The following is a 20,744-nucleotide window of genomic DNA, read 5'->3' on the forward strand; positions in this document are numbered from 1 at the left end:
TTAACGACGCGAAATGAGCATGCCCAGTGCGACGCCAATCGCTGCACCGATGCCCACACCATGCCATGGATTTTCACGCACATAGCCTTCAGCTCTCTGTGCCGCTTCACGCGTAGTCGCAGCGATGCGCTCGCTTGATTCGCCCAGACGTTCACGTGAGCTGTCCAGCGCATCACGCGCTTTGCTGCGAAGTTTATCCAGCTCACCTTTGGATTTTTCAGTACTGCTGCTCAGTACTTCTTCCAGGGTATCGGCGAGGTTTTTCAGTTCAGCACGCAAATGTTCCGATGATGTGTCTTTAGACATAAAATACTCCTTTAACATCAGTTGGTTAATTCCAATTAATAGGGCTCCGCCTGTAACTTTTTCAGTTCCCGGCGCGCTTCATCCAGTTTTTGTTGTCGCTTAGCAATCTTTTCCCTGTCATGGCCCTCTTCACGCTCTTCCCTGAGTGCGTGCTCACGCTCTGCAACTTTCTGCTTTTGCGCGTTAATTCTTTCCAGATGGGCGGCTTCAAGCTTTTTATCGCTGCAATCTGCCCGGACTTCGGTCAGCGCGCGCTCCAGACCATTAACCCGGCGCTGGTTGTTATGCTTTTGCGCCATCCCAATTTCACGCTGAATATCCTGCTCTTTCTGCTCACACAGCGATTCTGCTGCCAGCAGCGAACCCGATAGCGAAAACAGAGCAATGCCCATCAATACTTGATATTTCATCGGTCCTGAACCTTCCATTGCGACCTGACTCCTCATCACCTGCGCGATCTTGTGCCTGCGGGTGCTAAGAATCGACTCTCGCTTAAGCATAGACACCGATAGTAAAAAGTTCAAAGAAGACCGGGAGATAGAGCGGCTTTCAGACCGTCGCGGCATGCGGCAACGGTCTGAAAAAGAGGGAGAGGGGGATTACGCCAGCGAAAGGTGCTGAGAGTGATCGTGCTGCGCCACAATAAAGCCTTGTGGCAACAGGCGGCGCAACACCTTCTGTGCTGCCAGACTCTGTTCTTCGCTGTCAAAATGAATGATCAGCGCATCACCCGCGGGCGTTATGCTTTTGATACGAATACCTTGTGCGCTTAATTGCTGATAGAGATAAAAACCATCTGGCAGCGTTGCACCTGCATGAGAAACCCGAATCTGCACCACTGTCTCGTGCTTCATCAAAGGTGGGATCGCACAGAGCGCGACCAGCGCAAACGCGCCAGCAATCAACCACGGTAACCACCGTTTAGGAATAGCCTGCAGCAGTTTCATTACTCGGCTTTCCCGTTTTGATTCGCCTGTCGTTTACGCCATAACACCACCAGCGATCCCACCAGGCCAAATACCAGCAGCGCCAGTGGCAGCATCATCAGGAAAAACATCATCTCATCTTCGTAACGACGGAAAATCGGGGTTTTTCCCAGCGCGAAGCCGATTACGGTCAAAATTACCACCCACAGGAATGCACTGACCCAGTTAAAGAACTGAAAACGGGCATTGCTGAGGCCTGACAGCCCGGCAATGGTGGGCAGCAGCGTTCGGACAAAGGCGATAAAGCGACCAATCAGCAGGGCAGATAAGCCGTGACGGTGAAACATGCTGTGCGCGCGCAGGTGGTATTGGGCTGGCAGATGAGAGAGCCATTTCTGAACCGTGGGCGTATTACCCAGCCAGCGGCCTTGTATGTAGCTCACCCAGCAGCCCAGACTGGCGCCGGTCGTCAGAACCAGAATCGTTAAAGGGAAACTCATGGTGCCTTTGGCAATCAGTACGCCGACCAGAATCAGCAGACTGTCACCTGGCAGGAATGCGGCAGGAAGAAGGCCATTTTCTAAGAATAAAATCATGAACAACACGCCGTAAATGGCCCATACCAGCGTGGGATCGGAGAGAGTTTCATAGTCCTGTTGCCACAGGGCATGCAGCAACGCTTGCAAAATATCCATCAATCATTCCTGAACATCATTGTTAAACATGTCCCACAGGGACTTAAACGCAGACCGGCATTTCGTTATAAATTTTAGGCGCGCAGCCTGGGCGGGATTTTCCGGATCCTTCCAGAATCGATTGTTAAATCAGCAACTTTATAAACCCTTGTCGCAAAGGGTAATAAAAGGGCGATAACTGTAACAAAAATCGCCTGTCTGAGACAGTAAAACTCTCTTGCGAACAGGAGTTTTACCTTGTGAAACGCCCTGTAAAAAGGAGCTTTACATGACCTGACACTATTGCAGATTAACTGACCATCTCAGGCTGTTTTCAGGCGCTTTTAGCGGGCGTTATTGGACCCATCAGGCAGGATGACCGGATTCTCACCGAACATGTAACGATCCACATTAAATTCAAAATCATCCGCCGTCGCGTTAAACAGCATCTGTTTAGTATTTTCCAGATGTTGCCACATCGCCAGTTTGCTGGCGGCGGGATCTTTACGCATCAGCGCTTTGAGAATCTGATCGTGGTCGTCGCACCAGCTGAGAATGCTGCGCTGGTCGATATGTTCATGAAGTTTGAGCCAGTAGGGATTGTGCAGGCGGTGCAGCCACATTTTTTCAACGATGGCGGCTAAAGCACTGTTCTGGGTGGATTGTGCGATGCGCACATGAAACTGCATGTCCCACTCGGAATCACGGAAGTGATCCTCCTGGCGGGCTTTTTCCTGAATCGCCATCAGGTCGATAATGTCCTGACGCGTGACCTGGGTGGCTGCGAACTCGGCCACGTTACTTTCAATGAGCTGGCGCGCCTGCAGTAGCTCAAACGGGCCAAAGGTGGCAAATTCCAGCTGGCTGCTGGTGGGGGCGATGCGATTCTGCTGCTGGCTGGCAATGACGTGAATACCCGATCCTTTACGGACCTCAACATAGCCTTCTACTTCCAGCATGATGATCGCTTCACGGACAACGGTGCGGCTCACTTCCATCTCTTCGGCAATCAGGCGTTCAGCAGGCAGTTTGTCGCCCACCGGATAGATTCCGGTTTCAATGCGGCTTTTGAGCTCGCTGGCAAGCTGTTGGTAGAGTCGACGAGATTCAGTGAGGTCCATAGCACAATCCTGGTAGCAGACAGATAAGTTGTTATACCACTTCAGGCGGTGCGAGGAAATGGGCTGGCTCGCGCCAGCCCGGCAAATCAATTGTGAACGGCGCTGGCTGGTGGAATCACCGTTTCCGCTTCCAGCTCTGAAATCGGTTTATTTTTCAGGACTGTCCAGATCACTGCGGCACCCAGCAGATCGAACACCGCCAGGGCAGCAAACAGCGGGCTGAAGCCCAGCGTATCGGCCAGGGCACCCACGACCAGCGCAAACATCGTGCTGGCGGTCCAGGCTGCCATGCCGGTCAGGCCGTTAGCCGTCGCGACTTCATTACGGCCGAAAACGTCTGACGACAGGGTAATGAGCGCACCTGAAAGGGCCTGATGCGCAAAGCCGCCGACGCACAGCAGACCAATGGCGACGTAAGGGCTGGTGAACAGGCCAATGGTGCCTGGCGCAATCATTAACAGCGCACCCATCGTCACCACCATTTTACGGGAAACGATCAGGTTAACGCCGAACCAGCGCTGAAACAGCGGCGGCAGATAGCCGCCCAGGATGCAGCCGAAGTCCGCGAACAGCATCGGCATCCAGGCGAACATCGCAATCTCTTTCAGATTGAAGCCGTACACCTTAAACATAAACAGCGGAATCCAGGCGTTGAAGGTTCCCCACGCCGGTTCTGCCAGAAAACGCGGCAGAGCAATGCCCCAGAACTGGCGGTTACGGATAATCTGCAGCGCCGACATTTTGCGGGTGTTGCCGGTCTGATGCTGTGCTTCCTGACCGGAGATAATGTAGTCGCGCTCTTCATCACTCAGCTTCTTCTGCTGTTTCGGATGTTTGTAAAACACCAGCCAGCAGAGTGCCCAGACCATGCTCAGCACACCGGTCATGATAAAGGCCATCTGCCAGCTGTGTGCCACGATTGCCCAGACCACCAGCGGCGGAGCCAGCATCGCACCGATAGATGAACCGACGTTAAAGTAGCCTACCGCGACCGAACGCTCTTTGGCCGGGAACCACTCACTACTCGCTTTGAGACCCGCCGGGATCATCGCCGCTTCAGCCGCACCGACGGCACCACGCGCCAGAGCAAGGCCGCCCCAGCTGCCTGCCATCGCCGTGGCGGCACAGAAGATTGCCCACAGCACAGCAAACACGGCGTAGCCGACTTTGGTGCCCAGCAGATCCAGCACATAACCCGCCACCGGTTGCATCAGCGTATAGCAGGCTGAATAGGCCGCAATGATGTATGAATACTGCTGCGTAGTGATATGCAGCTCTGTCATCAATGTCGGGGCCGCCACGGCGATGGTATTACGGGTCAGATACCCTAATACCGTACCGATCGTCACCAGTCCAATCATGTACCAGCGTAACCCTTTAATCTTACGCATCCTCTACCTCTTCCAGTTCTGTATGCGGTCTTGCCGCTGTTGTTATCTGGAGCGGGACAGCCCGTGATGCAGCTTTGCTCACGCCCGCAGGTTCTGTCTGAGCAACCCTGTTCTTACCTTGCCATTTGTGGGCCGCTAACGACCTCACGATAGGACGAGAGCCTAACTTGTTATACAACTTTAAAAGTTGAGAGCCATCACAAAAACCCTTTCTGCACTGTGGGATACTGGAAACCTGCGTAATGACAGCCATTTAGCGCGCTGCGGGCGACAAAAATGTCCATAACGGTAGCCAGACATCGCCGTTTATGTGAGCAGGATCGCAAATAAATCCGTAACGGACTAAAATTGGTATGATAACTTTGGGCCATCAGTGGTTCAGTAGATGAGGAAGCATGTATGTCACGTTTCATGACCGAGGATTTTTTGCTGGATAGTGAATTCGCCCGCCGTCTCTATCACGACTACGCGAAGGATCAGCCGATTTTCGACTATCACTGCCACTTACCGCCGCAGCAGATTGCCGAAAATTATCGCTTTGCCAATCTTTATGACATCTGGCTGAAGGGCGATCACTACAAGTGGCGGGCAATGCGCGCCAACGGTGTGGCTGAGGCGTTCTGTACCGGCAACGCCAGCGATCGTGAAAAGTTTGACGCCTGGGCGCGTACCGTGCCGCACACCATCGGCAACCCGCTCTATCACTGGACCCACCTGGAATTACGCCGGCCTTTCGGCATTACCGACACGCTGCTTTCTGAGAAAACCGCCGACAATATCTGGCATCGCTGCAATGAACTGCTGGCGCAGGATAGCTTTACCACGCGAGGCATCATGCAGCAGATGAAGGTGAAGATGGTCGGCACCACAGACGATCCGCTGGATGACCTGCGCCATCACCGCGCGCTGGCAGACGACACCAGTTTCAGCGTTAAAGTGCTGCCGAGCTGGCGTCCGGACAAAGCCTTTAATATCGAAGCCGACACCTTCCTGCCGTGGATTGAGACGCTGGAACAACTGACCGACATCAGCGTGCAGCGTTTTGACGATCTGCGCAGCGCACTGTATCAGCGGCTGGATCACTTTGCGGCGCATGGCTGTAAAGTCTCGGATCACGCGCTGGATGTGGTCTGTTATGCCGAGGCGGACGACGCCACGCTGGATGTGATTCTGGCGCGCCGTCGCAGCGGTACAGCACCGAATCCGCACGAAACGGCGCAGTTCAAAACGGCGGTACTGGTCTGGCTGGGCAGCGAATATGCCCGCCGTGGCTGGGTACAGCAGTATCACATTGGCGCACTGCGCAATACCAACCCACGCCAGTACCAGTTGCTGGGGCCGGATGTGGGCTTTGACTCCATTAACGACCAGCCGCTGGCTGAACCGCTGGCCCGCCTGCTGGGCGCACAGAACCTTAATAATGCGCTGCCGAAAACCATCCTCTATTGCCTGAATCCGCGCGATAACGAAGTACTGGCGACGATGGCAGGCAACTTCCAGGGTGAAGGTCAGGCGGGGAAAATGCAGTTTGGTTCCGCCTGGTGGTTCAATGACCAGCTGGACGGTATGCAGCGTCAGATGACCCAGCTGGCGCAGATTGGCCTGCTGAGCCGCTTCGTCGGGATGCTGACCGACAGCCGCAGCTTCCTCTCTTACACCCGCCACGAATATTTCCGCCGGTTGCTGTGCCAGATGATTGGCCGCTGGGTAGAGCAGGGTGAAGCGCCAGCCGATGAAGCGCTGTTAGGCCAGATGGTTCAGAACATCTGCTTCAACAATGCCCGCGATTACTTCGGCATCGAGCTGGGAGCCTGATGATGAAAAGGCTAAACCGCCACGACTTCCCGGGCGCACGCTATCGCGACCGGGTCATTCAGTTCGGCGAAGGTAACTTCCTGCGCGCCTTTATTGACTGGCAGATTGACTGGCTGAATGAACATCAGGGCACCGATGCCGGAATTGTGGTGGTGCGGCCGCGCAACCGTGAAGTCAGCGACAGCCTCAATCAGCAGGATGGCCTCTACACCACGCTGATCCGCGGACTCAACGATCAGGGCGAGCAGGTCAGTGAAACCCGGCTGATCCGCAGCCTCAACCGTGAGATCCAGCCCTGGCAGCAGTTTGGTGAATTTTTGGCGCTGGCCCGGAATCCCGACCTGCGCATGGTTTTCTCCAACACCACTGAGGCGGGCATCGCCTTTGTTGGCACGGATCAGCTCACCGATCAGCCCGCCAGCAGCTTCCCCGGCAAACTGACGCAGCTGCTGTGGGCGCGCTATTCCCATTTCAATGGCGCCAGCGATCGTGGCTGGCTGGTGGTGCCGTGTGAGCTGATTGACCATAACGGCGACGCGTTGCGCGATCTGGTGCTGCGTTACGCCGATCACTGGCATCTGCCATCCGAATTTAAAACCTGGGTTCATGAGCACTGTGCTTTCTATAACACCCTGGTTGACCGCATCGTTACCGGCTTTCCGGCGGAAAGCGAGCAGTTGCAACGTGAACTGGGTTATGAAGATCGCTATCTGGTGGCGGGCGAAGTCTACTACCAGTTTGTGATTCAGGGGCCGTCGGCGCTGTTCAGTGAACTGAAACTGGCGGCGCTGTCGCCACAGGTGCGTCATGTGGATGACATTGCGCCCTATAAAGCGCAGAAAGTGGCGATCCTCAATGGCGCACATACCGCGATGGTGCCGGTGGCGTTTCTGGCCGGTCTTGAAAGTGTCGGGGAGGCGATGGCCGATCCGGCGATTGCCGGATTTGTGGATAACCTGCTGCGTCATGAAGTGATCCCGACGCTGGATCTGCCAGCCGATGAACTGCACGCCTTTGCTGATGCGGTACAACGCCGCTTCCGCAATCCGTTCATTCGCCATGCGCTGCTGTCGATTGCGCTTAATGGCATGACCAAGTTCCGCACCCGTCTGTTGACGCCACTGCTTGCCGCGCATCAGCAAACGGGCAAATGGCCGACACACATCACTTTTGCGCTGGCGGCGCTGATCGCCTTTTATCGCGGCGAGTCAGCCGGTAAAAGCTGGCCATTACAGGATGAGCCGCAGTGGTTACAGCACTACGCCGACGCCTGGAAAGCACTTGATGCGGATCAGCTGTCACCGCAACAGCTGGTGCACGGCGTGCTTAGCGACGCGCAACACTGGGGCGAAGATTTAACCCGTCAGCCCGGACTGGCTACGGTTGTCACCCAACACCTGCAAAATATCATCGCCCACGGAATGCGTGAGGCGCTGAGCCAACTGAGATAACGCTATGCAAGACGCAATTAAAATTGATCCCCGCGACAATGTCGCCGTGGCGTTACGTGACTTAGAGGCGGGCGCCACCATAGAGCTGCCACCACTGAGTGTGTCGGTGCAACAGGCGGTCGGGCGCGGGCATAAATTTGCCCTGCAGCCTATCGCCCAGGATGAGCTGGTGATCAAGTATGGGTTGCCGATTGCCCATGCCACCCAGCCTGTGGCCGCCGGTGTGTTAATCCATTCGCAGAACGCTCGCACCAATCTCAGCGATCTGGATGAGTATGCGTATCAGCCTGAGTTCGTGAACTTACCGCCGCAGCCGGGTGACCGTGAGGTTCAGATCTACCGTCGTGCTAACGGCGAAGTCGGCATCCGCAATGAGCTGTGGATCCTGCCGACCGTCGGCTGTGTAAACGGCATTGCGCGTCAGATCCTGCAGCGTTTCCTGAAAGAGACACAGGAGGCCGAAGGAATCGATGGCGCATTCCTGTTCAGCCACACCTTCGGCTGTTCGCAACTGGGGCAGGACCACGAAAATACCCGCACCATGCTGCAGAATATGGTGCGCCACCCTAATGCGGGTGCGGTGCTGGTGATTGGTCTCGGTTGTGAAAACAATCAGGTCGATGTTTTCCGTGAGACCCTCGGCGCGTTTGAAAGCGACCGGGTCGAATTTATGGTGTGCCAGCAGCATGATGATGAGGTTGAAGCCGGGCTGGAGCGCCTGCATGCCTTGTATGAAAAAATGCGGCATGACCGGCGTGAACCAGGCAAACTCAGCGAGCTGAAGTTTGGTCTGGAGTGCGGCGGTTCGGACGGTTTGTCTGGCATCACGGCCAACCCGTTACTGGGGCGTTTCTCGGACCAGATGATCGCTAATGGCGGCACGACCGTGCTGACTGAAGTGCCAGAAATGTTTGGCGCAGAGCGGATTCTGATGAGTCGCTGTCGCGACGAAGAGACCTTCGGCAAAACAGTAGCCATGATCAATGACTTCAAGCAGTACTTTATCGATCACCAGCAGCCCATCTACGAGAATCCGTCGCCGGGCAATAAAGCAGGCGGCATCACCACGCTGGAAGAGAAGTCACTGGGCTGTACTCAGAAAGCGGGGCAGAGCCAGGTCGTCGATGTGCTGAAGTATGGCGAGCGGTTAAAAACGCCTGGTCTCAATCTGCTGAGTGCGCCGGGCAATGATGCGGTCGCTACCAGTGCGCTGGCAGGAGCCGGTTGCCACATGGTGCTGTTCAGTACCGGACGCGGCACGCCATATGGCGGTTTTGTGCCAACAGTGAAGCTGGCGACCAACACGCCGCTGGCGGAGAAGAAACCGCACTGGATCGACTTTAATGCCGGACGATTGATCGAGGGCATGAGCATGGATGCGCTGCTGGAAGATTTTGTCGACAGCATTGTGGCGATTGCCAGCGGTCAGCCGACCAACAACGAGAAGAACGACTTCCGCGAGCTGGCGATTTTCAAAAGTGGTGTGACGTTATAGTCTGCCGGACGAAATGGCGGCCTTGAGGTCGTCATTACCGTCGGTTAATCCTGTGCCCTTCGCGGATGGCAGAGTCCGATCGCAAAGTCGCTTAAAGCATCCCTGCTCGCTCGGCCCGCGCCTTCCCTGGCGCGGGACGCTTTGCTCTTCGGACTCTGCCACCCGCTCTTTGAGCTTTTGAGCTATCTGAAAGATTAAGCCCGGCTGGTTTCGCGCTCTGCTTCTGCCTGACAGACGGCGGCAGTAAACAGAATGTCAGTAGAGGAATTCAGCGCGGTTTCCGCCGAATCCTGCAGTACGCCGATAATAAAGCCGACCGCCACCACCTGCATCGCCAGGTCATTCGGAATGCCGAACATATTGCAGGCTACCGGAATCAGCAGCAGCGAACCGCCCGCCACGCCCGATGCACCACAAGCGCAAAGTGACGCCACCAGACTCAGCAGAATCGCCGTCGGCACATCAATGCTGATCCCCAGCGTATGCACCGCCGCCAGCGTCAGCACGGTAATCGTGATCGACGCACCCGCCATACTGATGGTTGCGCCCAGCGGAATCGACACCGAATAGGTATCCTCATCCAGATCCAGACGTTTCGCCAGCGCCATATTCACCGGAATGTTGGCAGCAGAACTGCGGGTAAAGAAGGCGGTGACGCCACTTTCACGCAGGCAGGTGAAGACCAGTGGATAAGGGTTACGGCGGATTTTAGAGAACACCAGCATCGGGTTCACCACCAGTGCCATCAGCAGCATACAGCCGATCAACAGCGCCAGCAGATGCGCATATTGCCACAGTGCCCCAAAGCCGGTTGAAGCCAGAATCGATGCCACCAGACCGAAAATACCGACTGGCGCGCAGCGGATGACGCAGCGTACCAGCCAGGTTACGGCATGAGACGCATCATTCAGCAAGGCGCGGGTGCTGTCACTGCTGTGACGGAACGCCAGCCCCAGGCCAATGGCCCACACCAGAATGCCAATATAGTTAGCCTGCATCAGCGCGGTGATTGGGTTGGCGACCATGCTCATCAGCAGCCCATGGAGCACTTCGGTGATGCCGGAAGGAGGAACGATTTCCGTGGTGCCTGCCGCCAGTGTAAGTGTCTGCGGAACCAGATGGCTGAAGACCACCGCGACCACCGCCGCGAAAAAGGTGCTCAGCAGATAGAGCATGATAATTGGCCGGATATTACTTTTCTGGCCCTGCTGGTGGTTGGCAATCGAGGCGATCACCAGCATCAGTACCAGCAATGGCGCGACCGCTTTCAGCGCACTGACAAACAGTTCACCCAGCAGACCGACTGCCAGCGCGGCATCGTGTGAAATCCAGGCGAGCGCCACACCAGCGATCAGCCCAATCAAGATTTGCTTCACCAGGCTTCCGGCGAGCAGCGTGCCCAGTCGTGCGGAGAAAGTTTTCTGCATAATATTTTCTGTATTTTGTCGCGGATGTAGTTTCAGACGCGATGTTTTACATCGGCTAAAACGGTTTGCCCGGCGGAGTATAAGGAAAACATCAGATGAGAAAAGAGAAAGTTCTGTCAGTGTGGCGCAGGTCAGATTTTAATTATGCTGAATAGTGGAAGTGTGACAGAGGGATGAAATGGCACGACAGTCTGTCGCAAAATAAAACAGGGGCATACGCTGCCCCTGCAGGTAATTATGGTGCGATCTTTTTCTGATCTCTTTTGCGGTTAACCCAGGCATTAATCAGCAGGGTTGAGGCCAGAATGGCGCCGACCACACCCAGTGAGATACCAACCGGGATATGGTACAGGTCCACAATCAGCATCTTAAAGCCGATAAACACCAGCACAATCGCCAGACCATACTTCAGCATCGAGAAGCGTTCTGCCACGTTTGCCAGCAGGAAGTACATGGCACGCAAGCCCAGGATAGCGAACAGGTTTGAGGTCAGCACGATGAACGGGTCGGTGGTTACGGCGAAAATGGCCGGGATACTGTCGACGGCAAAGATCACATCGCTGAGTTCCACCATGATTAGCACCAGCAGCAGCGGGGTCGCAAACAGCACGCCGTTTTTGCGGGTAAAGAACTTCTCGCCGTCGAGATCATCGGTCATGCGTAAATGCTTACGCAACCAGCGCACCACCGGTTTGTCACCCACTGCACCGTCATCCTCTTTCGCCAGCGCCATCTTCACACCGGTAAACAGCAGGAAGGCACCGAACACATAGAGGATCCAGCTGAACTGGGTGACCAGCCAGCTACCGGCAAAGATCATGATAGTACGCAGCACGATAGCGCCTAACACACCGTAGATCAGTACACGGCGCTGCAGGTTAGCCGGAATAGAGAAGTAGCTGAACAGCATCAGCCAGACGAAGACGTTATCTACCGCCAGCGCTTTTTCCAGAACGTAGCCGGTCAGGAAGGCGAGCGTCTGGGTGTTAGCGACTTCACGTCCCACGCTGCCCTCCAGATACCACCAGAAAGCGGCGCTAAACAGCAGTGAGACGGAAACCCAGATCAGCGACCAGACAGCCGCCTGTTTGAAAGACATGGTCTGCGCGCCGCGGCGTCCCTGCAACAGCAGGTCGATAGCCAGCATGATAAGCACCACAACCGCAAAGCTGCCCCAGAGTAAAGGCGTACCCACAGTTTGCATATTCGTATCCTGTCTTAAAAAGAAAAAAACGGCTGAAGTCAGAAGACGTCAGCCGCTTATTTTTGTGTAAGCAAACCTCGCCTTCCGGCAAGGTCTCACTTACAACACAGAAATCGATTCCGGGTTGCCTGATGACCGGATGCTTTCGCAACGTAGTGACGATCAATCAGCTTACAAGTTACTCCCCTTTGCAGGAGAGTAAGTTACGGTTTAGCCGCACAGGAAGCAACCTATCTCAGACATATTTAGAAATATTTACACAGCAGCCTGATCGGCCGGGAAGATGACACCGGTCTGGCGGCGGATTTCGGTCAGAAGCGCGGCGGTAATCCGCGAAACCTCCAGTCCGGGATGGTCCACCTGACGCTGCTCAACCAGCCGTGCAAACGCAGCCGCTTCATATAGCATGGTGTTGATATGCTGCGGCTCACTCAGCGCCTGCTTTTCAGCACCACGAGGAATAAAGGTCAGCTTCTGGCACTCCGAAAGCTTCTCAATGACCAGCGTACCCGCTTCACCCTGAATTTCGCTGGGCAGTGAAGAGTCACTCACCTTGGAATGCAGAATCGTCACGTCGAAATCGCCGTAGCTCAGCACCACCACGCCATGGGCATCCACGCCGCTCGCCAGCAACGTCGCGGTGGCCTGCACACGGTCTGGCTCGCCCCATAGTGCTACTGCCGATGCCAGGCAGTAATAACCGATATCCATGACTGAGCCATTCGACCAGCGTGGATCAAAGGTATTGGGGTTCTCGCCGTTGAGATAACGCGGATAACGTGAGGAGTACTGGCAGTAATTCAGCAGGGCTTTTCGCAGTGTACCCACGTCTGGCAGCGCCTGCTTCAGCCGCTGGAAGTTTGGCAGGCTGGCGGTTTTAAACGCCTCGAACAGCACCACCTCATGCTCACGGGCGCAGGCGATCATCTGCTCCACTTCCGCCAGGTTAGAGGCCAGCGGTTTTTCGCAAATCACATGCTTGCCGTGCGACATAAACAGCAGCGCCTGCTGGCAGTGCAGAGCATTGGGGCTGGCAAGATAGACCGCGTCGATCTCCGGGCAGGCGGCCAGGGCATCCAGTGAGGTAAAGGTCTGTTTGCAGGGATAATCAGCAATAAAGGCGTCGGCCTGCTGCTGACTGCGTGAGTAGACCGCACAGAGCTTCATCGCTCCGGTTTCATGGGCGGCATCAATAAACTGGCGTGTAATCCAGTTTGTTCCCACAATGGCAAAACGAATCACGTCATCTCTCCGGCAGCGTTAAAGCGGCAGAGTAACATCTCCCCGAGGCGGTGCAAGGGGGCCGGGTACGCAAGGATTGATCCTGCGATCCGCATTCCAATAATATGCTGAAGCCATGATATTCAGGCATCAACCAGGGAGCGAAGGTGAAAGCAAGTAAGCACGCATTAAACTGGACCACACTACTGATCGCCATTCCGGTCGGGTGTGCGGCGTCGCTGGTGACGCTGGCTTTTCGCGGCGTGATAGAACTGATCAACCATCTGCTCTTTGCCCGAAGTGGCGAAATTACCGAATCCCTGCATCTCTGGCCGTGGATCTTCTGGCCGCTGCTGGTGGGGGCGGGCGGGGTGCTGGCGGGCTATTTTTTGCGTTATGCGGTTGCCATTGAGCAACAGCAGACGGTGAAAACGGATTATCTTGAAGTGATCAACGCCCGACTCGATGCGGTACCGACACGAACCTCGCTGTTCCGTGCCTTATCGTCGATTGCCAGTATCGGCAGCGGTGCTTCGATCGGTAAAGAGGGGCCGATGGTGCAGCTTTCGGCGCTGTGCGGCAGTGCGATTGGCCGCCTGTTACCGGCCTCACTGAACCTGAAAAACAGTGACGTGGTGGCGATGGCGGCTGCGGCGGGCCTGGCGTCGGTCTATCATGCGCCGCTGGCCTCGGCGATTTTTGTGGCGGAGATTGCGTTTGGTATTTCTGCGTTGCAGCGGCTGATCCCTCTGATTATCGCGTCGGCGACAGCGGTGATGACCATGTGGACGCTGGGCTTCCGCAGCGCGCTCTATCCACTGGCAGACGCAAACTTCGCCATGGATCTCAGCAGCCTGTTGATGACGGTGGTCATTGGTTTGAGCGCCGGTCTGGCGGGCTGGCTTCTGATTAAATGCATCGCCCGCAGCAAAGTACTGTTCAGCGGCATCGCTTCTCTGCCCTTGCGCCTGGGCGCGGGTGGATTCGCCGTCGGCTTACTGGCGCTGATCTCTACTGATATTCTCGGCAACGGCTACGAAGTCATCGTCAAAGTCATGGCAGGCGACTATCTGCTGCCGGGATTACTGCTGTTGCTGGTGCTGAAAACCCTCGCCACCAGCCTGTCTGTGGGGTCGAACGCTGTCGGCGGACTCTTTACGCCTTCGCTGCTGATAGGCGCGCTGCTTGGGGTGATTATCGCGATGATCGGGGCGGCGCTGCATTTGCCGCTGGGCAATGTGCTGCTTTATGCCGCGATTGGCATGGCAGCGGTGCTGGCGGCGGTCAGTCAGGCGCCATTGATGGCGATGCTGATGGTGCTGGAGATGACGCTGAATAGCAGCCTGCTGTTTCCGCTGATGATAGCAACAGTGCTGGCGTCGATGGTGGTTTATCGCCTGCAATCCGCCAGTACTTATCCAGTGGTGAGTCATCACTTCAGCCGTTCAGAAGCGAAATACGATTTCGATAACATGCGCATTGCTGAGCTGATCATTCCTGGTGCGGCGTTGCAGCCTGAGGAGTCAGTGGGGCAGGCGCTGGCAGTCAGCTCGCTAAAACGTGAACGCTACGTCTATGTAATCAACGCTGCAGGGGCATTCCTTGGCGTAGTGTCGATTCATGAGATCTCACGGCGGGTGCTGGCGCAGGAGATCACCCTCGACTCCCCGGTGCAGTGCGTCATGGATCAGGATTTCCCGGTGGTCTTTCAGAATCAGAGCATGCGTGAGGGATGGGAGGCGTTTGCCGCGGTCACGCTGGAGCGTCTGCCGGTGCTGAATAATCCTCAGGAGCGACGCTTTCTGGGGGCGCTGACTAAAACCAGCCTGATTCAGAAAGCGCAGGAGTTTCTTTAAGCCGCATTGCCGCGCATCGCCTGGTCAGTCATCCACAGGCGTGCGTCAAATTCGAGCTGGTGGTAATCCGGCTCCATATGGCAGCAGAGCTGGTAAAACGCTTTATCGTGGTCTTTCTCTTTCAGGTGGGCCAGCTCATGCACCACGATCATCCGCAGAAATGGCTCAGGGGCGAGGCGGAAAAAGGTTGAGATACGGATTTCCGCTTTCGCCTTGAGTTTGCCGCCCTGAATCCGCGAGATAGCCGTGTGCAGCCCGAGTGCATGCTTCATCACCTTGATCTTGTTATCCCACATCACTTTGCTGATTGGCGGCGCGTTGCGCATATAGCGGTTTTTCAGCGCCTGCGTGTAGTCATACAGCGCCTTATCACTGATCACGTCGTGGGTGTCAGGATAGCGTTCCTGCAGAAATGCACCTAAGCGCTGGTGGGCGATTAGCGTCTGGACCTGCTCAAGAAGAGGGGCAGGATAACCCTGAAGGTAGATCAGTGAGGACATTAGGGATTCCTGGCGAAAGACAGTATACTGCGCCCCCGATTTTGGGGCGAAAATCAATCAAAGTGTACCACGCCGGAGAATTCATGAGCCAACTTGAACTGAACGATCGCACACTGATCCTGCATCGCTTCCCGCAGATGCGTGACGAAAGTCCATTACAAGCCTGGGATGCGGCTGATGAATACCTGTTACAGCAGGCGCTGCCAGAAGGACCCGTGCTGATCTTCAACGACAGCTTCGGGGCGTTAACCTGCGCACTGAATCCGCGCACTGTCTGGCACGTCAGCGACTCCTGGCTGAGCCAGCAGGCCGCTCGTCAAAATCTGAGCTTCAATGAGATGGATGACAGCAACGTGCACTTTGTTGATAGCCTGGCTGAGCTGCCCGCGGCTCCGGCGGCGGTGCTGATTAAAGTGCCTAAAACGCTGGCGCTGCTGGAGCATCAGCTGCGTGCCATTCGTGAAGTCGTCACGCCAGATACGGTGATTGTGGCGGCGGCGCGCGCCAAAGAGATCCACAACTCGACTCTGCAGCTGTTCGAACAGATCATCGGTGAAACCAAAACCTCACTGGCCTGGAAAAAAGCGCGCCTGATCTACAGCCAGTTCAGTCAGCCTGAACTGCGTGAGGCCACGCCGACGCTGGTCTGGCCGCTGGATGGCACCTCTTATCAGATCCACAACTACGCTAACGTCTTCTCGCGTTCTTCGCTGGATATCGGCGCACGACTGTTTGTGCAGCATCTGCCGGAAAACATTGAAGGTGAGATTGTCGATCTGGGCTGTGGCAACGGTGTGGTAGGACTGGTGGCGCTGGAGCAGAATCCGCAGGCCGAGGTGCATTTCCTTGATGAGTCTTATATGGCGGTCGCCTCCAGCAAGCGGAACGTAGAAGTAAACCGTCCTGATGACCTGTCGCGCTGTCAGTTCCTGGTGAATAACGTGCTGAGCGGCTATCCATCAGATCGGCTGCACGCGGTGCTGTGCAACCCGCCATTCCATCAGCAGCACGCTGTTACCGATCATCTGGCATGGCAGATGTTCCGCGATGCGAAACGCTGCCTTCAGTATGGCGGCGAGTTGCGCATTGTCGGCAACCGCCACCTCGATTATCACCACAAGCTGAAGAAGTTGTTCGGCAACTGTACACTGATCGCCTCAAACCAGAAGTTTGTGGTGCTGCGCGCGGTGAAAATGCGCTAGTCAGATCGTCAAAGCGAGTTGCGTCGCCTGTGCTATCGCGCGGCGCGCATCCAGTTCCTCCGCGACATCTGCGCCGCCTATTACGGTTACCACCTGTCCTTTTGCACGCAGCGCGGCTTCCAGTTCGCGCTGCGGCTCCTGGCCGGCACAGATAATCACGTTATCGACCTCCAGCAGCAGCGTTTCACCGTTACGCCTCAGGTGCAGGCCGCTGTCATCAATGGCCAGATATTCAATGCCGCCCCACATCTCCACGCCGCGCGCCTGAAGGCTGGTGCGATGAATCCAGCCGGTCGTTTTTGCCAGCCTGGCACCCGGTTTCCCTGATCGGCGCTGCAATAGCCAGATTTGCCGTGATGCGGCAGGCGGCTGTGGGGCAACCAGGCCGCCGCGCTGTGTAAGGCTGTGGTCGATGCCCCATTCTGTGTAAAACGCCGCCAGATCCTCGTCATGCGACGGCTGAGACAGATACTCCGCCACATCAAAGCCAATCCCACCCGCGCCAATAATCGCCACCCGTTTACCCACCGGGCGCTTATCGCGCAGCACCTCCAGATAACTCAGCACGCTGTGGTGATCGATGCCCGGAATAGCCGGTGTACGCGGCTTAATGCCGGTTGCGAGCACCACTTCATCGGCGTCACTCAGCTGATCGGGCGTGACCCGACAGCCCGTCTGAACCGTCACGCCTGCTGCCGCCAGTTGATAGCGGAAATAACGCAGCGTTTCACTGAACTCAGATTTGCCGGGGATCTGCCGGGCAATATTGAACTGACCGCCAATCCCGGGCGCGGCCTCATAGAGCGTCACCTGATGTCCGCGCTGCGCCGCCTGCAGGGCAAACGCCATTCCGGCCGGGCCGGCACCCACCACTGCCAGTCTGCGCGGTGCGGTGCTGGCGATGACCGGCATCAGCGACTCATGGCAGGCGCGTGGATTGACCAGGCAGGAGGTGATTTTACCGGCGAACACCTGGTCAAGGCAGGCCTGATTACAGGCGATGCAGGTGTTGATGCTGTCCGGTTCGCCGCGCTGCGCTTTGCTGACAAAGGCGGGGTCGGCGAGGAAAGGGCGTGCCATCGACACCATATCGGCACAGCCCGACTGCAACAGGGCCTCAGCGACAGCGGGATGGTTAATACGGTTGGTGGCGATCACTGGCACCGAAACGTGGGCACGCAGGCGCTGCGTCACCCAGGCAAAGGCCGCGCGCGGCACGCAGGTGGCGATGGTCGGGATGCGCGCTTCGTGCCAGCCGATGCCGGTATTGAACAGCGTGACGCCGCACTGTTCCAGCTCGCCCGCCAGCAACAGGGTCTCCTCCAGCGAACTGCCTTCTTCGATCAGGTCGAGCATCGACAGCCGGAAGATAATGATAAAAGCGTCACCGGTTGCGGCGCGAACCGCGCGGGTAATTGCCAGTGCGAACTGCATCCGCTGCCGGAAGTCGCCGCCCCAGCGGTCGGTGCGCTGATTGGTGTGTTTCACCAGAAACTGATTAATCAGGTAGCCTTCGGAACCCATGATCTCCACACCATCGTAACCTGCCTGCTGGGCAAGCCGTGCGCAGCGGGCGAAGTCCTCAATGGTCTGTTCAATCGCCGTCTCGCTCATCGCCTGTGGCGTAAACGGGTTGATGGGTGCCTGACGGGCGGAGGGCGCGACCAGATCGGGCTGATAGCTGTAACGGCCAGTGTGCAGGATTTGCAGGGCGATTTTGCCCTGATGCTGATGCACCGCCTCCGTAATCTGCCGATGCCAGCTACATTGTGCTTCATCGGTGAGCATCGCGCCATGCGCGGTGGTAACACCCTGCGCATTGGGGGCGATGCCGCCGGTGACAATCAGCGCTACGCCTTCCCGTGCCCGCTCGCCGTAGAACGCCGCCAGCCGGGCTGCGCCATCCGGATGCTCTTCCAGGCCGGTATGCATCGACCCCATCAGAAAGCGGTTTTTCAGGCGGGTAAAGCCAAGATCCAGCGGCGTAAACAGCGCAGGATAATCAGGATTGACGGACATGGTAGTCACTCACAGCAAAGTGGTCGGATGAGTTTACTCTAGCCCCTTCTGCATTAAAAAAAAGTGAAAGAATGTCAGGGTGTGAGTGAAATCATAAACATCGGCAGGTGAGCAGGGCGAGCGAGCGCAGGGAACCCGGGCCTTAAGCAACACGGCCATCCGTGGCGTGCGTGGCTTTTAATGTTTCTGGCTCTGAAACCGTTAACGCCGCCGGATCCACGAATAGCGCGAACGATAGCCGCTGCTATGGTGGGTATTGAAGCGGTAGCTGGAACCGCTCTCGGCCATGCAATAGGTGCAGACATTAACGTTGTCGATCTGCGCGGCCGGCACACCCGCGTTGACCAGCAGCTGCGTCGCCAGTGCGGGCAGATCGAACCAGACACCCTGCTGATGGGCTGCGGCCTGTGGACGTTGTGCTTGTGGGTTTACCGGTTGATTCCGGTGCCAGCGTAACCCGCTGGCAAACGCTGGGTTCTGCGCAATCTCCGCCAGCTGCGGTTCGGCCAGCTCATAGCAGCAGGGGCCCATCGCCGGGCCAATCGCCACCACCAGATCCTGCGGGTTGCAGCCCTGCTCGCCCAGTTTTTCCACGGCGCGGGTCAGCACACCCGCCAGTGTGCCCTTAAGTCCGGCATGCACCGCCGCCACGATCCGCTGTTGGCGGTCGGCGAACAGCACCGGCAGACAATCGGCGGTGTAGACCGCCACCGGTCGCGTTCCGCTGCCGATCACGCCATCGGACTCACAGCTTTTGGGCGGAATGTTCTCACTATCGGTGACCACGGTTGCGCTGTGGCGCTGATGTCCATAGGCGGCATCGGCGGGAGGTGGCTCACCGGCTGGCTGAAACGCATAATCGAGCCACTCCAGCGAATCGAGCAACGGCGAGCGCGGGATCACGGCCATAAGAATCTCCTGTTATAACAGCGTGCGTTGGGCTGCCAACAGCTTACGTTAACTGCTACATTTTTGAAGCTTCTCCTCAGACCTTTCTCACCTTAAGGATGAAATGATGAAAACCTCCGCAAAACTCGCAGCATCCGGACTGGTCGCGCTGCTCCTGACCGGCTGCGCCTCGTCGACACATCAGACCGCGCAACAGCAACTCGGTCAGCAATCGGTGCTGGCTGTAAACTGGTTCCAGCAGTCTGGCGAATATCAGGCGCTGACCTGGCAGGCGTTTAACACCGCGCGCATGGCATTTGATCAGGCACCGTCGCTGACCGGCAAACCCAAAGCGGTGATTGTCGATCTGGATGAAACCATGCTGGATAACAGCGCCTACAGCGCGTGGCAGGCGAAAAACGGCCAGCCGTTCAGCAGCAAAACCTGGTCAGCCTGGACGCAGGCGCGTCAGGCGAAAGCGGTGCCGGGCGCGGTTGAGTTCGCGCGTCATGTGACAGAAAATGGCGGCACGCTGTTTTATGTGTCGAACCGCGATCAGAAAGATTACGCTGCCACGGTCGCCAATATGCAGCAGCTCGGCTTCCCTGACGTCAGCGATAAAACGGTACGTCTGAATACCGACAGCTCCAATAAGCAGGCACGTTTCGATGCCATCAAAAATGCGGGCTATAACGTGGTGCTTTACGTCGGCGATAACCTCAACGATTTTGGTGGGGCGACCTGGCATAAGGGTAATCAGACGCGTCGCGATTTCGTGAATCTCAACCATCAGCAGTTTGGTACGCAGTTCATCGTGCTGCCCAATCCACTCTACGGCGACTGGGAGAGCGGAATGGCGGAAAACTACAATAAGCTGACCCCGGAACAGCAGTTGTCGGTGCGTGAATCACGTCTGCAGAGCTGGAACGGTAAATAATTCGTCAAGAAAAAGAGCCTGCTCGTTCAGGCTCTGTTTATTATTGGTCCTTATTTACTTACTGTCGTCACTATTTTCCTGCAAATTAAATTAATCATCTCTTGCTCCCTTCTTAACTCATTACAGGTATATCTGACTGGCTTATACCCATTAAGCCGGTTGATTGTGCTAATGGTTAATTTTTTAATTAAGAGGATTCCTGGTGAAATGAGCGCTGGCTGGTATGGTGCTGAAAAACCCCTTTGTTAATGCTTGTATTTATTTGTCAGCATTAACTTTAGTTAATTTTCTAACTACATGTTTTTGATTCA

18 protein-coding genes are annotated in these 20,744 nt (G+C 56.2%); 6 read left to right on the forward strand and 12 right to left on the reverse strand.

Translation table 11 applies throughout. The features are described 5' to 3' along the window. The 6 genes from LQK91_RS19950 to LQK91_RS19975 all read right to left on the reverse strand — a co-directional run bounded on the left by LQK91_RS19950 (position 1) and on the right by LQK91_RS19975 (position 4,418). Positions 1–306 carry a DUF883 family protein gene (locus LQK91_RS19950; protein ID WP_003850224.1) on the reverse strand — a complete coding sequence of 102 codons (306 nt, stop codon included), beginning with the start codon at positions 304–306 and terminating at the stop codon, positions 1–3. Between the two features lie 35 nt (positions 307–341). After that, positions 342–716, reverse strand: a complete 375-nt coding sequence (locus LQK91_RS19955; RefSeq protein WP_033743157.1) for a DUF1090 domain-containing protein — start codon at positions 714–716, stop codon at positions 342–344. A gap of 189 nt (positions 717–905) precedes the next feature. Next, positions 906–1,253, reverse strand: a complete 348-nt coding sequence (gene mzrA / locus LQK91_RS19960) for an EnvZ/OmpR regulon moderator MzrA (protein ID WP_003850221.1) — start codon at positions 1,251–1,253, stop codon at positions 906–908. Beyond that, entirely contained in the window at positions 1,253–1,927 is a 675-nt protein-coding gene (locus tag LQK91_RS19965; protein WP_003850219.1) for a DedA family protein, read from the reverse strand. Before LQK91_RS19965 ends, mzrA begins: the two co-directional genes overlap by 1 nt. Before the next feature lie 323 nt (positions 1,928–2,250). Continuing rightward, positions 2,251–3,027: a transcriptional regulator ExuR gene (gene exuR, locus LQK91_RS19970; protein ID WP_003850218.1), complete on the reverse strand. Its 777-nt coding sequence runs from the start codon at positions 3,025–3,027 to the stop codon at positions 2,251–2,253. Between the two features lie 86 nt (positions 3,028–3,113). Then, entirely contained in the window at positions 3,114–4,418 is a 1,305-nt protein-coding gene (locus LQK91_RS19975) for an MFS transporter (RefSeq protein WP_003850215.1), read from the reverse strand. Between the two features lie 399 nt (positions 4,419–4,817). Here LQK91_RS19975 and uxaC point away from each other — a divergent pair, with 399 nt between their 5' ends. The 3 genes from uxaC to LQK91_RS19990 are packed head-to-tail and all read left to right on the forward strand — an operon-like array spanning position 4,818 to position 9,179. After that, positions 4,818–6,233 carry a glucuronate isomerase gene (gene uxaC, locus LQK91_RS19980; protein ID WP_105100038.1) on the forward strand — a complete coding sequence of 472 codons (1,416 nt, stop codon included), beginning with the start codon at positions 4,818–4,820 and terminating at the stop codon, positions 6,231–6,233. Positions 6,234–6,235: 2 nt separating this feature from the next. Then, positions 6,236–7,684, forward strand: coding sequence for a tagaturonate reductase (locus LQK91_RS19985; protein WP_105100055.1), 1,449 nt, complete (start codon positions 6,236–6,238; stop codon positions 7,682–7,684). A 4-nt stretch (positions 7,685–7,688) separates the two neighbouring features. After that, positions 7,689–9,179, forward strand: a complete 1,491-nt coding sequence (locus LQK91_RS19990) for a UxaA family hydrolase (RefSeq protein WP_105100039.1) — start codon at positions 7,689–7,691, stop codon at positions 9,177–9,179. A gap of 194 nt (positions 9,180–9,373) precedes the next feature. Here LQK91_RS19990 and sstT read toward each other — a convergent pair whose 3' ends face one another. From sstT to LQK91_RS20005, 3 genes are all read right to left on the reverse strand, one after another. Continuing rightward, positions 9,374–10,606 carry a serine/threonine transporter SstT gene (gene sstT, locus LQK91_RS19995; protein WP_039659397.1) on the reverse strand — a complete coding sequence of 411 codons (1,233 nt, stop codon included), beginning with the start codon at positions 10,604–10,606 and terminating at the stop codon, positions 9,374–9,376. A 235-nt stretch (positions 10,607–10,841) separates the two neighbouring features. Then, complete coding sequence (locus tag LQK91_RS20000) at positions 10,842–11,810, reverse strand: TerC family protein (protein WP_003850208.1); 969 nt, start codon at positions 11,808–11,810, stop codon at positions 10,842–10,844. A 255-nt stretch (positions 11,811–12,065) separates the two neighbouring features. After that, positions 12,066–13,052 (reverse strand): Gfo/Idh/MocA family protein, encoded by a 987-nt coding sequence (locus LQK91_RS20005; protein WP_105100040.1) that lies wholly within the window; start codon positions 13,050–13,052, stop codon positions 12,066–12,068. Between the two features lie 146 nt (positions 13,053–13,198). On the opposite strand from LQK91_RS20005, the gene LQK91_RS20010 reads away from it, so the two are divergent. After that, complete coding sequence (locus LQK91_RS20010; protein ID WP_008925762.1) at positions 13,199–14,887, forward strand: chloride channel protein; 1,689 nt, start codon at positions 13,199–13,201, stop codon at positions 14,885–14,887. On the opposite strand, the gene LQK91_RS20015 is transcribed toward LQK91_RS20010, so the two are convergent. Next, entirely contained in the window at positions 14,884–15,387 is a 504-nt protein-coding gene (locus tag LQK91_RS20015; protein ID WP_008925761.1) for a M48 metallopeptidase family protein, read from the reverse strand. The two genes, LQK91_RS20010 and LQK91_RS20015, sit on opposite strands and share 4 nt — an antisense overlap. An 83-nt stretch (positions 15,388–15,470) precedes the next feature. Here LQK91_RS20015 and rlmG point away from each other — a divergent pair, with 83 nt between their 5' ends. Then, positions 15,471–16,589 (forward strand): 23S rRNA (guanine(1835)-N(2))-methyltransferase RlmG, encoded by a 1,119-nt coding sequence (gene rlmG, locus LQK91_RS20020; RefSeq protein WP_039659392.1) that lies wholly within the window; start codon positions 15,471–15,473, stop codon positions 16,587–16,589. On the opposite strand, the gene LQK91_RS20025 is transcribed toward rlmG, so the two are convergent. Next, positions 16,590–18,608, reverse strand: coding sequence for an NADPH-dependent 2,4-dienoyl-CoA reductase (locus LQK91_RS20025; RefSeq protein WP_039659390.1), 2,019 nt, complete (start codon positions 18,606–18,608; stop codon positions 16,590–16,592). Positions 18,609–18,809: 201 nt separating this feature from the next. Continuing rightward, on the reverse strand, positions 18,810–19,517 hold the full coding sequence (locus tag LQK91_RS20030) for a polyphenol oxidase family protein (protein WP_003850193.1): 708 nt from the start codon (positions 19,515–19,517) through the stop codon (positions 18,810–18,812). 106 nt (positions 19,518–19,623) lie between these two features. Here LQK91_RS20030 and LQK91_RS20035 point away from each other — a divergent pair, with 106 nt between their 5' ends. After that, positions 19,624–20,433, forward strand: a complete 810-nt coding sequence (locus tag LQK91_RS20035; RefSeq protein WP_008925757.1) for a 5'-nucleotidase, lipoprotein e(P4) family — start codon at positions 19,624–19,626, stop codon at positions 20,431–20,433. Positions 20,434–20,744: the final 311 nt, after the last annotated feature.

It is taken from the genome of Pantoea sp. MHSD4, assembly GCF_021043305.1.
Taxonomy (GTDB): Bacteria; Pseudomonadota; Gammaproteobacteria; order Enterobacterales; family Enterobacteriaceae; genus Pantoea; species Pantoea eucalypti.